Source organism: Clostridium sp. (assembly GCF_050717545.1).
In the GTDB taxonomy this organism is placed as follows: Bacteria; Bacillota; Clostridia; order Clostridiales; family Clostridiaceae; genus Clostridium_AD.
In genome coordinates this window covers 34546-49803 of record NZ_JBOITN010000029.1, presented here as the reverse complement: position 1 = coordinate 49803, position 15258 = coordinate 34546, and the positions used below count along the sequence as shown (strand labels likewise).

General features: G+C 32.1%; 14 protein-coding genes. 3 read left to right on the top strand and 11 right to left on the bottom strand.

The genetic code is table 11. From position 1 onward, the window contains the following. Nucleotides 1-140: 140 nt before the first annotated feature. From ACREVX_RS07355 to mntA, 6 genes are all read right to left on the bottom strand, one after another. Entirely contained in the window at nt 141-563 is a 423-nt protein-coding gene (locus ACREVX_RS07355) for a flavodoxin family protein (protein WP_431543523.1), read from the bottom strand. Nucleotides 564-625: 62 nt separating this feature from the next. After that, nucleotides 626-1933, bottom strand: coding sequence for a ComEC/Rec2 family competence protein (locus ACREVX_RS07350; protein WP_431543522.1), 1308 nt, complete (start codon nt 1931-1933; stop codon nt 626-628). A gap of 283 nt (nt 1934-2216) precedes the next feature. After that, nucleotides 2217-3449 carry a serine/threonine transporter SstT gene (gene sstT / locus ACREVX_RS07345; RefSeq protein ID WP_431543521.1) on the bottom strand — a complete coding sequence of 411 codons (1233 nt, stop codon included), beginning with the start codon at nt 3447-3449 and terminating at the stop codon, nt 2217-2219. Between the two features lie 162 nt (nt 3450-3611). Next, the gene (locus tag ACREVX_RS07340) at nt 3612-3875 is read right to left on the bottom strand and encodes a helix-turn-helix transcriptional regulator (RefSeq protein ID WP_431543520.1); all 264 of its coding nucleotides are present in this window, start codon (nt 3873-3875) and stop codon (nt 3612-3614) included. Nucleotides 3876-4090: 215 nt separating this feature from the next. Then, entirely contained in the window at nt 4091-4498 is a 408-nt protein-coding gene (gene hepT, locus ACREVX_RS07335; RefSeq protein ID WP_431543519.1) for a type VII toxin-antitoxin system HepT family RNase toxin, read from the bottom strand. Beyond that, a complete protein-coding gene (mntA, locus tag ACREVX_RS07330; RefSeq protein WP_431543518.1) occupies nt 4488-4898 on the bottom strand; it encodes a type VII toxin-antitoxin system MntA family adenylyltransferase antitoxin in 411 nt (136 codons plus the stop codon). The genes hepT and mntA overlap by 11 nt, the downstream gene beginning before the upstream one ends. 305 nt (nt 4899-5203) lie before the next feature. Here mntA and ACREVX_RS07325 point away from each other — a divergent pair, with 305 nt between their 5' ends. Continuing rightward, nucleotides 5204-5860 carry an SGNH/GDSL hydrolase family protein gene (locus tag ACREVX_RS07325; RefSeq protein ID WP_431543517.1) on the top strand — a complete coding sequence of 219 codons (657 nt, stop codon included), beginning with the start codon at nt 5204-5206 and terminating at the stop codon, nt 5858-5860. A gap of 149 nt (nt 5861-6009) precedes the next feature. On the opposite strand, the gene ACREVX_RS07320 is transcribed toward ACREVX_RS07325, so the two are convergent. Continuing rightward, on the bottom strand, nt 6010-7194 hold the full coding sequence (locus ACREVX_RS07320; protein WP_431543516.1) for an ABC transporter permease: 1185 nt from the start codon (nt 7192-7194) through the stop codon (nt 6010-6012). After that, entirely contained in the window at nt 7187-7915 is a 729-nt protein-coding gene (locus tag ACREVX_RS07315; RefSeq protein ID WP_431543515.1) for an ABC transporter ATP-binding protein, read from the bottom strand. Before ACREVX_RS07315 ends, ACREVX_RS07320 begins: the two co-directional genes overlap by 8 nt. 427 nt (nt 7916-8342) lie before the next feature. On the opposite strand from ACREVX_RS07315, the gene ACREVX_RS07310 reads away from it, so the two are divergent. Continuing rightward, nucleotides 8343-8969 (top strand): flavodoxin family protein, encoded by a 627-nt coding sequence (locus ACREVX_RS07310; RefSeq protein WP_431543514.1) that lies wholly within the window; start codon nt 8343-8345, stop codon nt 8967-8969. 240 nt (nt 8970-9209) lie between these two features. On the opposite strand, the gene ACREVX_RS07305 is transcribed toward ACREVX_RS07310, so the two are convergent. From ACREVX_RS07305 to ACREVX_RS07295, 3 genes are all read right to left on the bottom strand, one after another. After that, nucleotides 9210-11384: a glycoside hydrolase family 3 C-terminal domain-containing protein gene (locus ACREVX_RS07305; protein WP_431543513.1), complete on the bottom strand. Its 2175-nt coding sequence runs from the start codon at nt 11382-11384 to the stop codon at nt 9210-9212. A 415-nt stretch (nt 11385-11799) separates the two neighbouring features. After that, entirely contained in the window at nt 11800-12636 is an 837-nt protein-coding gene (locus ACREVX_RS07300) for an ABC transporter permease (protein ID WP_431543512.1), read from the bottom strand. A 7-nt stretch (nt 12637-12643) separates the two neighbouring features. Continuing rightward, nucleotides 12644-13558, bottom strand: coding sequence for an ABC transporter ATP-binding protein (locus ACREVX_RS07295; protein WP_431543511.1), 915 nt, complete (start codon nt 13556-13558; stop codon nt 12644-12646). 352 nt (nt 13559-13910) lie between these two features. Between ACREVX_RS07295 and ACREVX_RS07290 the strand changes: the two genes are divergently transcribed. Next, on the top strand, nt 13911-15113 hold the full coding sequence (locus ACREVX_RS07290) for a cation:proton antiporter (protein ID WP_431543510.1): 1203 nt from the start codon (nt 13911-13913) through the stop codon (nt 15111-15113). Nucleotides 15114-15258 lie beyond the last annotated feature (145 nt).

The window sequence follows — 15258 nt, the reverse complement described above, 5'->3', positions numbered from 1 at the left end:
ATTTTCCACATTCCTAGAAATGATTTTTTCTATAATCTAAATCTACTTAAGATTGTTAAAAAAGATTATTAATGCACAAAAATATAGCTTAGCACTTCCGCTAAGCTATTAAGTCATCTATAAATAATTTAAGCTTTCCTTTATAATAATCGATTAACAAGATCATTAATAATCGCATCTTCATTTTTCTTATTTTTTATAATATCACTAACTGATTTAAACCCCGAACGGCTTTTTAGAGCACTACCACCAGAAGTTACAACTAAATGTACCTTAGTTAATGTAGTGGTTTTAAAAAAAGTATTAATACTAGGTGCTACTGTACCTGCCCACATTGGGGAAACTACAATAAGTTCATCAGTATTAGTTAAATCACCATTGACCTTTATATCAACAACCTTATTTCTTGAGGCATAATATCCACCTTTTATAAAACCTAAGATTCCCTTCCAATTCATGTTATCTGTTATTTCTATAAGCTCACATGAAAGTTTAATTGCAATTTTTTCTGCTACTCTTTTACTATTACCACTTCTTGTAAAATATACTACTTTATACTTCATTACATCCTCTCCTTAAGATAAATTCTTTCATTCTCTTTTAGTCTTCATATTATTACATTTATTTATTTTCCACCAGCACAAACATTACAAGGGTCATTATGAGAAGACGTCAATGCTTCTCCTAACGTTCCACTTAAGATAGTCTTACTTCTTGCAAGTGTACTACAACCTTTATCATAGTGATATGATTTTCCTGAAGGAGTATAATATACAACTTTACTACTATTTGATGAAGTGGGCTCCGTAGGTTGCGATAAACCTCCATTGGTAGCACTAATGTCTTCACTAGTAGGTGCACTAGTGGATGCATTACTATTACTCAAAACCTCATCGCCTTCTTTTGCAAAATCATAACTACCAGCTTTGGTATTAAATGTTATATTTTCTCCATCTGATGTTGCAATGATTGTACCATTCTCATCTGTCCTATACACTGTAATATTTTTGTCTTCTAGTTTTTCCATTACGGATTTATTAGGATGTCCATAACTATTCCCTTTTCCCACTGAGATAACAGCATATTTCGGATTTACTTTTTTCAAAAAAGAATCCGTTGTTGAAGAGCTAGAACCATGATGTCCTATCTTAATCACATCAGCGCTTGCATCTATGCCTTTTGATAACATTTCATTCTCAGATACATCCTCTGCATCCCCGTCAAACATAAAACTATTATCCCCAAAAGTTAACCTAATTACAATTGAAGTGTTATTTAAATCCTCATATACACTAGAATTAGGTGCCAAAATTGTAGCGGTTGCATCCCCTACTTTAAAAGTTTCCAAAACTTTAGGTACCGTTACTTTCATTCCCTTAGCTTTAATAGCATTAACTACGTCTTCAAAGGTCTTAGTGTTTGCTGTAGCCTTTGGCATGTAAATCTTTCCAACCTCAAAACTATTTATCACATAGTCAAGCCCACCTATGTGATCTTCATGAGGATGAGTTCCTACAACATAATCAAGTTTTGTAATACCTTGATCAGTTATATAATTCTTAACAATCTCTGAATCATTATTATTTCCTGCATCTATTAACATAGAGCTTAATCCCTGCTGTACTAGAATACTATCTGCTTGTCCTACATTTATATAATGTATTTTCAGATTATCATTTATGATATCATTCTCATTTGCAACTAAGACTGTGTTTTCCGTAGTTTCAGTTTCTTCCTTAGTTATGCTCTCCTTTAATTCTACTTTATTAGATAAAACTGTTGTTGTATTTTTAGAAATACTTGAGCAACCAGTTAAACTTAAAATAAGCATTAAAGCCAAAACAGAGCTTAGATACTTTCTCATATCTTTCAATTCATCCCCTTTTACTATAATATGAATACTGTAAACAATAACTTTCTTAATGCAAATCATTTTATTCCTATTATATACATTATGTGATTCCAACATATTAATTTATTAAAAACGTTCTATAGACACTATTCAACATACCACTACATTTATCCTTCAATTCTTAGCAAAATAATAAAATTCTATGATATCTCTTCCCGAGTATATTATCTTATTTTTAATTTTACTCTTTTATACTTTCATTACACTATATAATATACTCCTTAGATATGAAAGCCCCTATAGCACTTCATAATATGCGATAGGGGCTTTCTCATGTCGTTAAACAAATACTATGTTTTAGTTCCTAGCTGTTAATAATAACTTCTTTTCCCTCTTTTCTACGCTTAGCAAATTCAGCAGTTGCTGTAAAAAGTGCGTCTGTAGATGAGTTAAGTGCCGTTTCACAAGAGTCTTGTAATACTCCTACTATAAATCCTACACCAACTACCTGCATTGCAATCTCATTTGAAATTCCAAATAAGCTAGCTGCTAGAGGAACTAGAAGTATTGAACCACCCGCTACGCCTGAAGTACCACATGCGCTTACTGCCGCTAGTATACTAAGGATAAATGCAGTAGGGATGTCCACTTCAATTCCAAGTGTGTGCACTGCTGCAAGTGTTAAAACTGTAATAGTAATAGCAGCGCCTGCCATATTTATCGTAGCCCCTAGTGGTATGGATACCGAATATGTATCTTTATCTAAAGCTAGCTCTTCACATAGGCTCATATTTACAGGAATATTTGCAGCAGAACTACGTGTAAAGAATGCAGTAATACCACTTTCCCTTAAACACTTAAGTACAAGTGGATATGGATTTTTGCGAATATTTATGAACACAATAATCGGATTGACAACAAGTGCCATAAAACTCATACATCCAATTAGAACTGCAAGTAATTGTCCATAACTTAGTAATGCCTCTACTCCATTTGTAGCAATAGCGTCAAAAACGAGACCCATAATGCCCAGTGGCGCAAAGTTTATTACCCATCTAACCATTTGAGTTACTGCTTCTGAAACATTATCAATCATCGTTTTTGTAGAATCAGGAGCATTTTTTAGTGCAACGCCCAGAAGTAACGCCCAAGACAATATACCAATATAATTAGCATTATAAAGTGCTTTTACTGGGTTATCAACAACATTAAGTAATAATGCCCTAAGCACCTCCACAACGCCTCCAGGTGGGGTCGCGTTCTTAACTCCCTCTGCAAGTGTTAAAGTTACAGGAAACATAAAGCTTGCAACAACTGCAACAAGTCCAGCCATAAATGTCCCTAAAAGATAAAGTCCGATAACTGATTTTAAATTGGTTTGATGACCACTCTTGTGTTGAGAGATGGCAGACATGACCAAGAAGAATACTAACATTGGCGCAATCGCTTTCAAAGCACCCACAAATAAAGAACCGAAAATGACGATTGGTTTTGCTTGTCCAGGAATTGTTACGGCCAATATAATACCAATAATTAGTCCTATAATTATTTGTTTTACAAGGCTCATCTGATTCCATTTTTTTATAAATTTTTTCATAAGTTCTTTTTCCTCCTAAAGTTTAGATAAAGACGATACAACCATAGTCATTTTACCACGGATTATAGAATATGTAAAAGTAAGAATGAATTAAACTTTTTTAATTTATTTTTTATAGTTTCTTTCCTATTCTTTACTTAATCCTCTTCATATTTTCTTGCTTCAAGTGAGTTTATTAAATTTTGAATTATCCATATTACTCCTATAACTATAGGTACTGCAATCTTCCCCCTCTAAATAAAATAACTCTTCAACACTAATTTTTAATACTTTTGCTATTTTTAAAACCAGCACTATAGATGGAGAATAATCTCCTCTTTCTATTAGGCTTATAGTTTGTCTTGAAGCATCTGCAAGTTTTCCTAGTTCTCCTTGACTAAGGTTATATCTCGCCCTTAACTCTTTTACCCTGTTTTTTAATTCCATGAAATATCCTCCTTCCTTATAATGTTACTATAGTACATTTTTGTGATTTTGTCAATTATAATTGTCATTATAATAATAATAGTTGTCATTATTAATATTATCATTGTCAAATAATATCAGGTGCTTTGCACTAACTTCTAATAAAAAAACTGTAGCTGAAATTCTCAGCTACAGTTTTTTTATTTTGGATCTATTGTTAAACCTAATAACTAAATTTACATTTTTTTAATAATAATTTTTGAAAACTCGCTAATATCACCTAGATGTTTTTCTATAATTTCTTGCACAATTTTCAAATTAATGGCCTGGTAGTTATGTACTGCTATGTTTCTAAACCCAACCATAGCTTTTAGCTTGTTCATTAATATATCGTTAATCATACCATTACTACATAAAACCTCGAAAGCATCTCTGCTATTCTGTGGTATACCTAGCTTTTTTTCGGAAACTATATGCATTGCTAAATCTATACTTGCTTCACAGATTCTTTGAATATTTAATATTATAGAATCTTGTTTTGTATAATCATTTAGATTTTCAGTATTGTTATCATATACTTCATTAATTCTTTTAAAACATCTCTCAATAATTTCAACCTTATTATAGATTACATCATTCCCCATACACATTTCCTCTCTTCTTTATGTTTTCTAAAATAACTGCTCTTTCTTCATTTAATAAAGCATATTCTTTAAATGTTCGCATCTCAAAATACATTCTCCTAGTTTCATCTTTGCATAAAATTGTTGTACCCGTCCCTACTACCTGAGCACTAAATACTGTAGATGACTTTTTTAAATCTACTAAATCAATTTCCCTATTAAGTAAGCTTGCAAGTTCTTGTGCAAACATAAATATTTCGTATTCACTAAAATTTTCATCACATAAAAATGCTATATCGATATCACTAGTGGAGCGAGAAGTTCCTTTAGCGTACGATCCAAATATATATATAAGAAATGGTTTTATTTTTTTCATTAAAAATTCTTTTATAATTTCAATATCTTTATCCTTTAGTGCCAAAACTTTCACATCCTTTATATATATATTGTAATTGTTATACTTCTTACAAAATAGTATATCAAATTTTTATTGAATATGATACATCACATTTTTCTTATAAAAACCAATAACCTATTTACTTTACACGGACAAGTTGTATAATTTAGTAAATAAGCTTAATTGTGTAAGTCATATAATAACAATACTACTAAACAGTTATCTTAATATTTCCCTCTAAAGAAGAACTCAGTGCAAAGTCATTTTATAGTGAGGATGGCTTACGTACACGGTTAACCTAATAATATGATAAGGAGATTTTTGTAAATATGTTAATTCAAAATAATAGTAAACTAGTTATAATAGGTGATTCAATTTCAGATTTTGAACGTGCTAGGCCAGTTGGTGAAGGATTGTTTGGAGCAATTGGTAAAAGTTATATATCATTAATTGATGCATTTTTAAAAACTACATATCCCCAGGCTAGAATTCGTGTGGTTAATATGGGCACCGGTGGAGATAATGTCAAAGCTATTAAAGACAGATGGAATACAGATGTTGTAGATTTAAAACCAGATTGGCTTGCCATCCAAATTGGAATAAATGACGTTTGGCGTCAATTTGACTCACCACTAATCACAGAATCCCATGTTTATATTGATGAATATGAAAAAACATTAAGTAATCTTGTTGAAAATACAATTTCCAAAGTTAAAGGTTTGATACTTATGACACCTTTTTTTATGGAACCTAATAAAAAAGATCCCATGCGCGCCAAGATGGATGAGTATGGCGACATAGTTAAAAAAATAGCTAAAAAATATAATGTAATCTGCGTAGATCTACAAGCCGCATTTGACTCCTATCTACAATATTACCACCCAGTATCTATTACTTGGGATAGAATTCATCCGGATACAGTTGGGCATATGCTTATCGCAAAGGCATTTTTAAATTCAGTAGAATTTGACTTTAATAAAATGTAACAAACTGAAAAGCTTAAGAACTATAAAACTAAGTATGCCCATTATAACGTAATTGTTATAATGGGCATACTTTTTACATAACTCCATAATATTACTATTTCATAATTATTCTACGCTTTAAATTTGATAGGTTGTTGCAGTCTCAATTACTAAGATCTAAATATTACGCTTTCCTTATTAAACATATGTCTTGCTAAAATAATAGCAAGTATTGTGTAAACTATAGACCATCCTATTGTTATTCCAATGTGTCCATAATTATAAACTCCACTTGTAAGTTCTTTAACCACCGAGCTTACGTTAATTAGTGGTATACTAAAATTAAGAAAAGGTATGTTTTTTGCCTCCGTAAACATAGTACCATAAGCTGCAAACATAGGGACAATTGAAAATGGCACCATATAAGTTTGAGCTTCCTTAAAGGAACGAGCATATATGCTAACCGCTAGTTCAATAGCGCCAAAAAACATTGTCGTTATTATTGTTATTACTCCAATTAAGGCTATTGCTTTATAACTTAGACCAATTGAAGAACTTCCACTTGCAAACATTCCACCAGGGATTTTCATTGAAATTATAAGACCAATCATTGAACACACCGATACCATAAATCCCATTATTGTTATTGCGAAAAGTTTTCCTGTTAATATATAATGTCTTCCAGCTTTTGTTGTCAGTAGAGGTTCAAGTGTGCCTCTCTCTTTTTCACCCGCCCCTAGATCTGTAGCCGCGGCTAAGGTTCCTGTTGCACTATAAAGAAGAACAAATATAGGAATTAACATGCCCAGCAGCATTTGGCTGCCTGCGCTTTCTTCCTTTTGAAAGCTTGATTTTTCAATTATTATGGGAGTTAATATATTTACATCGATATTTTTTTTCGTTAGTCTACTTGTGACTACTTGTTTACTTAAAACATCTATTGTGTCAGTTATCTTACTTAGGGCCATAGATGACTTTTGACTTGCATTGTCATAAAAAATCTTTATCCCTGAACTATCGCCATTTGAAATATCAGCATCAAAATCCTCCGGTATTTCTAAAAACAATAGCGCCTTTCCATCCTTTACCTTAGCCTGCCCATGTTCACTAGTTTCAATTTTAATAGTTTTATCTTTTTTTAAAATTGTTCCAAGACTACTATTACCCTTATCCACCATAACAATCTTTGTATTTTCATTAACATCACTCTCTACGTTGTTTATAGTTTTCCCCATGAGATAGCTAAGTGCAGGCATTAATAAAAGTGGAATAAGCAAACTCACTATTAACGTCTTTTTATCGCGCAGCATGTCCTTAAGTTCTTTAAATAATATTACACTAACTAATTTATTCATGGCTACCTCCAATAAGTTTAACAAAAATATCTTCCATATCTTCATTATCATATTTAGTTTTTAGTGAACTTATTGTTCCGTACTCCACTACTTTTCCCTTGTGTATTATTACAACCCTATCACAAAGTTTCTCAACCTCGCGCATACTGTGGCTTGAAAAAACTATAGCCTTATCCTCTGCCTTACACTTATTTATAAAATCTTGGATAAGCCTTGTGGCAGAAACATCAAGACCAGTGCTTGGCTCATCAAATAACATAACCGAAGGATTATGAACAATGCTTCTTGCAATTGCAACTTTTTGCTTCATACCTCTTGAAAATTTTCCTACCCTCTTATCAATAAATTCATCCATTTCAAGTTCTCGCGTTAGTTCTTCAATACTTTTCTTTGCCTCACTTGTGCTCATCCCATTTAACTGAGCAAAATACATTATATTCTCTCTTGCAGTAAGCCGGTCATATAGACCAACCTCGCCACCAAATAAAATCCCAATTTCTCCTCTAATACTCTCGGGCTCCTTTAATAAATCGTGACCTGCAATTTTCCCTCCACCGTCTGTTACCTTAAGCATAGTCGCAAGCATTCTCATTATAGTTGTTTTCCCAGCTCCATTTTCTCCGATTAAACCTAATATTTGACCCTTACTGACTTCAAAAGAAACTCTATCCACCGCTGTGAAACTCTTAAACTTTTTAGTAAGGTTTTTTACCTGTAGCAATTTAATTCCCCCCTAGCGTAAAATTATTAATATATATAATTTAAAATGAAATTAGTAAACCGTTAAGCAATTATTACCTTTATATTCATTATATACTATATTATTCATACTTACATAAAAACTAATAATTTAAAGTTTCATCTCTGTTATATTTGTTCCTTATAAATAATTAAACACTTATAAACTCTTTTTTTAAAGTTTTTGCTGGTGATAATATTATAATCATTCGTAACTGACCTAAAAAAACAATATCATAATATTCCCTTAAGTACCTTTTTAAATACTATAGGTTACATAAGTGCGTACTTGTATTAATAATACCTATGCCTTAAAATGGTATCGTACATTAGAAATGATCGGCAGAATTATGTTAGTTCTTTTTACATATTAAATTATAATAAATATAAAATAAAAGTGAGGTATTCAAATGAAAGTATTACTTATTAATGGAAGTCCAAATGCTCACGGCTGCACTTATACTGCCTTATGTGAGGTAGCAAAGGAACTAGAGAAAGAAAACATTGAAACAGAAATTTTCCATGTTGGAACTAAATCTATTCGTGGTTGCATGGCCTGTGGTGGTTGTTCTAGAGATGACTCTCACAAATGTGTATTTAATGACGACACTGTAAATATTGCTTTAGAAAAAGCTAAAGAAGTTGATGGATTTATTTTTGGTTCTCCTGTACACTATGCAAGTGCATCTGGTCAAATAACTTCTTTCTTAGATAGATTCTTTTTTGCTGGAGATGGTTTTCAATATAAACCAGGTGCTGCAATTGTAAGCTGCCGTCGTGGTGGTGCAACCGCCGCATTCGAGCAATTAAATAAATATTTTACTATATCAAAAATGCCTGTCGTATCCTCTCAATATTGGAACACGGTTCATGGGAATACTCCTGATGAAGTAAAACAAGATTTAGAAGGAATGCAAACTATGAGAACCTTAGGCAAGAACATGGCTTGGCTCTTAAAATGCATAAATGCAGGTAAAAAGTCTGGTGTTACATTACCTGAGGAAGAACCTAGAGTTGGTACAAATTTTATACGTTAATTTTAAAAGTACCTGTATCAAAATTGAAATTACTTCTATTTTGATACAGGTACTTTTTGTTACATTTTTATATTATTAGTCATTATTTATTCTTTAACATTTAATGTATACCCATATCTTTGGCAAAAGACTTTACCACTAGACTTAATCCGTCGTAATCCTTTCCTTTAGAATCAACATAAATAGCTACAACTTTTACTGCTGTCACTAGTTTAACTTTTCTATGTTCAAAAGTATGAATTAGTATTCTAAACCTAATACTTCTCCTTTTACTTCAAAAGTACATTTTTTCAAAGTAGTACCCGTTAGTTTAATACTTCGCTCATCTGGCTGACTTCCTCCCACAAAGACCTCAAATATACCTGGTTCTAGAATGCAATTTCCATCGTTATCTATAAGTGCCATTTGCCTTGACGATATTTCAAACTCTACTTGTTTTTCTTGTCCAGGTTTTAGAGTTACCTTTTTAATTCCCTTTAATTCATATTTTGGAACAATTACACTAGCATCAACATCTTTTAAATATAATTGCACTGTTTCTTCAGATTCATATTTTCCAATGTTTTTTACAGTTATTTTATATTCAGCGGTTTCACCACATTTAATTTCACGCTTACTTGGTATAAGACTTGTGTACTCAAACTTGTTATAACTAAGCCCATATCCAAAAGGATAAAGTGCTTCATTCTTCATATATCTATATGTTCTATTTTCCATAGAATAATCATTAAAATCAGGAAGTTCCTCTGTTGTTTTATAAAAGGTTACAGGTAATTTTCCAGAAGGACTATAATCACCAAATAACAATGAAGCTACTGCTTTTCCACCTTCGGCACCTGCATACCAAGCTTGAATAATTGCAGGTATATGTTGCTCTGCAAAGTTAACCGCAAGAGCACTTCCCGATTGAAGAACTAAAATAACAGGCTTTCCTGTTTTATATACTTCTTCTAATAATTGCTGTTGTAGTCCTGGCAGATTCAAATTATGCTTATCACCAGCTGCGTATATATTGGAATCATCACCTTCTTCTCCTTCAATAGTTGCGTCAAGCCCAAGACACATAATTACCAAATCAGACATCTCTGCCACTGAAATTGCTTCTGATATTCTGTCATTTTTCAATGCAAGGCCCTCCACCTTATCTTTGTATAAATGACAACCCTCTGAATAATAAACTCTAGTATTCGGATTTACAGCCTCTTGAATACCCTCTAGTACTGTTACATATTTTGATGCACTGCCAAAATAATTTCCAATCAATGCCTCTCTACTATTTGCATTTGGTCCAATTACCGCTATAGAATTAATTTTGTCTTTATTAAGTGGTAATATATTATTTTCATTCTTTAAAAGAACTAATGTTTTTTCTGATACTTTTAATGCAAATTCTCTATGCTCTTTCGAATCATTTTCTTCATAAGGAATGCTTGTGTAGGGAACGTTTACTGGATTATCAAACATACCAAGCTTCATTCTAGTAGTTATTAGTCTTATAACTGATTTATCAATTGTTTCTTCTGATACAAGCCCTTCTTTGTTTGCAAGTAAAACATTCAAATACATATTACCACAATTTAAATCACAACCATTATTCACAGCCAATGCAACCGATTCCACAGCATTGCTAGTAATTCTATGATGTTCGTGAAAGTCTTTTATAGCCCAGCAATCTGAAGTTACATGTCCTTTAAAATCCCATTCCTCGCGAAGAATATCATTTAACAGTGTTTTACTTCCACAACAAGGCTCATCGTTTGTTCTGTTATAAGCCCCCATTACTGATTCTACTTTAGCTTCCTTAACAGCCTCCTTAAATGCTGGTAAGTAAGTTTCACGAAGATCTTTTTTAGAAACTACTGCGTTAAAGCTATGACGATCTGCTTCTGGTCCACTATGAACCGCAAAATGTTTTGCGCAAGCAGCTGTCTTCATATATTTTTTATCATTTCCTTGCAATCCTTTTATAAAGGCTACCCCGAGTCTTCCTGTTAAATAAGGATCTTCTCCATAGGTTTCATGACCACGACCCCATCTCGGATCTCTAAATATATTAATATTCGGAGACCAGAAAGTTAACCCCTTATATATATCATGGTCACCTTTTCTCTGAGATTCATGGTATTTAGCTCTTCCCTCGGTTGAAATAACCTGGGCAACTTTATCTAGTAAGTTTTCATCAAATGTTGCAGCCATTCCAATAGCCTGTGGGAATATTGTAGCAACACCAGCTCTAGCAACACCATGTAATGCTTCATTCCACCAATTATAAGATGGTATATCAAGCCTTTTTATTGCAGCAGAATTATAAGTCATTTGGCTAACTTTTTCTAATATTGTCATTTTTGACACCAAATCCTTAGCACGTTCATCAAAACTTAAATTTTCATTTTTATACAATTGTGAATCTGTCATATAAATCATCATCCCCTTTTTTTAAATTTATCCTCTATATAAATTATATCCTTTCATACAAACTTTTTAAACTATTTTTAAAATGTTTTTTTATTAATGCGTTTTAGATGCTGATGTATTTATTTACTCACTTTCATCAATTAATATTATTGTAAAATATAACGAAGGTAAAACTTTTATTTATTGTATTGTTAATTTTAGAATACTACCTTATAAAAGCAAATACAAGAAGCATGTTCATTTCTACCTTTCAATAATCTACTATAATAGCTAAAAGCGTAATATTGCAATATTAGAACCATTGGTCTATATAAAATCTATATTCTACGATTATTATATTCAAATTTTACATGAACTTTGAAAAAAACAACACACTATATAAGATTTCTTATACAGTGTGTTATTTTTATTATTGCTAACTAAATATATCAGCTTCCTTACTTTTTGAACGATTAATTCTTGAAAAATCAACCTTCGAGAAAACATAAGTTGATAATAACAAAAATACAAGTCCAAAAATAATTACAATTGTCATGCTGATAACAGGCGTAATCACAAAGTTTCCTATTTTAAAAGCAAGCTGTTCTGCAACCATTTGAGCGGTTGTTAAAGAGGTCTTTTCCAGTATGATAGTTCTAAAAAACGCTGTTGTATATGTCATGGGATTGAAATAAGCAATATATTGCAATGTTTTTGGTAACATTGAAAGCGGAATATATGCGCCACAAAGGAATGTCATCGGCATTGTTATTGCAGTTACCACTATTTGAAATGTTTGTGAATTCTTTACTAAAGTTGCTAGAAAAAGTCCTAACCCCGAAAACACAAGTCCTACAACAATCATCACTCCTATTACAGCAAATGGTGTTATCCATGATGTGAATTTAAGACCTATAAAATAACCAATTATTAAAATAATAATGCCTTGCAATGTTGCTATTGTTGCTGCTGATAATAACTGACCAGCGGCAATCTGAATTCGTTTAACGGGACTTACTAACACTTCCTTCATAAATCCTGAAACAATATCTTCAATTGTACTGGTCGCAATAGTAAGGGAGGTTTGAAATACTGTAGTTATAACAACACCTGCAAGCATATAGTTTACTGGATTTTGAATACTATCATTTTTAAATATCGAACTAAACACATATAAAAAGAAAAATGGCATGATAATCGTGAAAACAAGCTGAACACGATTTCGAGCGAAAATCTTAATGTTCCTAGACCATAAAGCTAATATAATATCCATAAATCTATCACTTCCTTATATCTTTTCCGGTAATTGCTAAAAATACATCATTCAATGTACCTTTTTTAATTTCCAAATCTGTTATCGAATCTTTTTGCTCACTTAATATCTCCATCAATTTTGGTATACTATCAACTTCAATAGAATAATAACCAGTTTTTTTCTTGTAAATAAACCCTTCAGCATCTAGCAGTGACTCCAGCCCTTGCTCGTCGACAGTTGTGATATTCGCTTTATCTTTTGTATATTGTTGTTTTAAACGATATGGTGTGTCCATTGCAACAATCTTGCCTCCGTCCATAATTGCAACTTTGCTGCAAATCTCTGCCTCATCCATATAATGAGTAGTTAAAAAAATAGTGATATTCTTCTCCTTTTGTAGCTTTACAATATAATCCCACATGTGAGCCCTCGTCTGAGGGTCAAGACCTGTTGTTGGCTCATCTAAGAACAATACTTTTGGGTAATGTAGTAGCGATCTGGCTATTTCCACACGTCGTTTCATGCCGCCGGATAAACTGCTTACCATTGCTTTTTCCCAATCTAGTAGCTCCACTAAATTTAAGACAAATTGGATACGCTCTGCGACTTCACTTTTGGGTATAGCATAAAAATGACAATGCATAATCAAATTTTCAAGAACGGTCATTTTATTATCCAATGTCGGCTCCTGAAAAACAACACCAATAACACCTCTAACAGCATCCTTATCATGCGAAACGTCTTTTCCGTCAATAGTCAGGGTTCCTGATGTCTTATCAAATATGGTACATAGTGTATTGATGGTTGTGCTTTTACCTGCTCCATTTGGTCCTAAAAACGCAAAAATGCTTCCTTCTTCTACATCAAAAGAAACATTGTCTACTGCTGTAAATTTATCATATTTCTTTACAAAATTCTTAACTTCTATTATGTTTCTCATAGATTCAACTCGCCCCTTCCAACTGTTCTCAAAATTTTCACGTCCACGTTATCATATGCTCAAATCAAAGTTTGTTTCCCTAACGTGACCGAATCATCTATATAAAATTATACCTATAATTTTCTAAAATACAATATATTTTATAAGAAGTCTTAGATGATATACTATGTCATCTACAGTCTCATTAATACTTAAAGTCTGCTCTATTTAGTAATTATTAAACATAAATTAATAGCAACTGAATTTTTCAGTTAAATGTTAAGTATTATTTATTAGTTAAATAGTGTATAATTAAATTTGTAATAATAGTCAAATTTTTCAAAATGAATATATTCGAAAGAAGGTAACAAATTTGTTAGATATTAATTTTTTATTGGATTTAGCGATTATTTTAATGAGCACAAAAGTATTAGGACTTTTGACTAAAAAAATTCAGATGCCACAGGTTATCGGCGCTTTAATTGCTGGCTTAATACTTGGCCCCACACTATTAAACATCGTACATGAAACAGCTTTTATTGATAAAATGGCCGAGCTAGGTGTAATCGGTTTGATGTTTATTGCAGGCTTGGAAACAGATGTAAAAGAAATGAAGAAATGCGGGAAAGCATCTCTTATTATTGCACTTTCAGGTGTTTTAGTACCTTTAACCTTTGGTTTTCTTGTGTCTATTGCTTTTTCAAATAAGCCGCTTACTGACATGTCTGAACTAGAATTATTAAAAAATATTTTCATTGGTGTCATTCTTACAGCAACGTCAGTGAGTATTACAGTCGAGACTTTAAGAGAAATGGGAAAACTAAAAACGCCAACAGGTACAGCTATTTTAGGAGCAGCAGTCATTGATGATATTCTTGGTATAATCATTTTCACTATTATTTTAGGTTTTGCAGATAAATCTGTTGGTATAATAACTGTATTAATCAGAATCCTCATCTTCTTTGTATTTGCAATTATTATAGCGATTGTATTTAATTTTGTATTTAAGCGCCTCAGTAATAAACATGGACAAAAGAGAAGAGTACCTATTTACGGATTAGTTTTTTGCTTACTTTTATCCTATGTAGCTGAAAGATTCTTTGGTATAACGGATATAACAGGGGCCTATTTGGCAGGTATTATTATATCAAATGTTAAACAAGCGGATTACATCACAAGTAAGTTCGAAGTACTATCCTATATGCTTCTGTCACCTGTATTTTTTGCAAGCATAGGGATAAAAACACATATTATTGGCATTTCAAATTCACTTTTATTTTTCACTGCTGTTTTGCTAGTGGTAGCTATATTATCTAAGGTTATTGGGTGTGGACTCGGCGCCAAACTGTCCGGTTTTAATAAAAAGGATTCTTTTAAAATTGGCATTGGTATGATTTCAAGAGGTGAGGTAGCTCTTATATTAGCTGACAAAGGAGCTGACGCTGGTTTGATGAGTGAAACAATTTTTGTTCCAATCGTTATTGTAGTCATAGCAACAACCCTTTTAACACCTCTATTTTTAAAATTTGTTTATAACGAGGCACCAGATACTGTAATTCAACAAAAATTATCTTAAATAAGTTCTATATATTGGGAATAACTTAGATGCTTACTATATTAAAGACCTTTAAGGGTACAGCAACCATTTTTAAATAAATAGTTGCTGTACCCTATAATATTCCCTCAAATGCCTCCATATATCTTATTGATGATGCTATCCA

Excerpts from the sequence above, each read along its gene's own strand:
- hepT (WP_431543519.1), bottom strand. The coding sequence starts at position 4,498 with ATGGGGAATGATGTAATCTATAATAAGGTTGAAATTATTGAGAGATGT.
- sstT (WP_431543521.1), bottom strand. The coding sequence starts at position 3,449 with ATGAAAAAATTTATAAAAAAATGGAATCAGATGAGCCTTGTAAAACAA.
- ACREVX_RS07305 (WP_431543513.1), bottom strand. The coding sequence starts at position 11,384 with ATGACAGATTCACAATTGTATAAAAATGAAAATTTAAGTTTTGATGAA.
- ACREVX_RS07300 (WP_431543512.1), bottom strand. The coding sequence starts at position 12,636 with ATGGATATTATATTAGCTTTATGGTCTAGGAACATTAAGATTTTCGCT.
- ACREVX_RS07310 (WP_431543514.1), top strand. The coding sequence starts at position 8,343 with ATGAAAGTATTACTTATTAATGGAAGTCCAAATGCTCACGGCTGCACT.
- ACREVX_RS07320 (WP_431543516.1), bottom strand. The coding sequence starts at position 7,194 with ATGAATAAATTAGTTAGTGTAATATTATTTAAAGAACTTAAGGACATG.
- ACREVX_RS07325 (WP_431543517.1), top strand. The coding sequence starts at position 5,204 with ATGTTAATTCAAAATAATAGTAAACTAGTTATAATAGGTGATTCAATT.
- ACREVX_RS07350 (WP_431543522.1), bottom strand. The coding sequence starts at position 1,933 with ATGATTTGCATTAAGAAAGTTATTGTTTACAGTATTCATATTATAGTA.
- ACREVX_RS07295 (WP_431543511.1), bottom strand. The coding sequence starts at position 13,558 with ATGAGAAACATAATAGAAGTTAAGAATTTTGTAAAGAAATATGATAAA.
- ACREVX_RS07340 (WP_431543520.1), bottom strand. The coding sequence starts at position 3,875 with ATGGAATTAAAAAACAGGGTAAAAGAGTTAAGGGCGAGATATAACCTT.
- ACREVX_RS07355 (WP_431543523.1), bottom strand. The coding sequence starts at position 563 with ATGAAGTATAAAGTAGTATATTTTACAAGAAGTGGTAATAGTAAAAGA.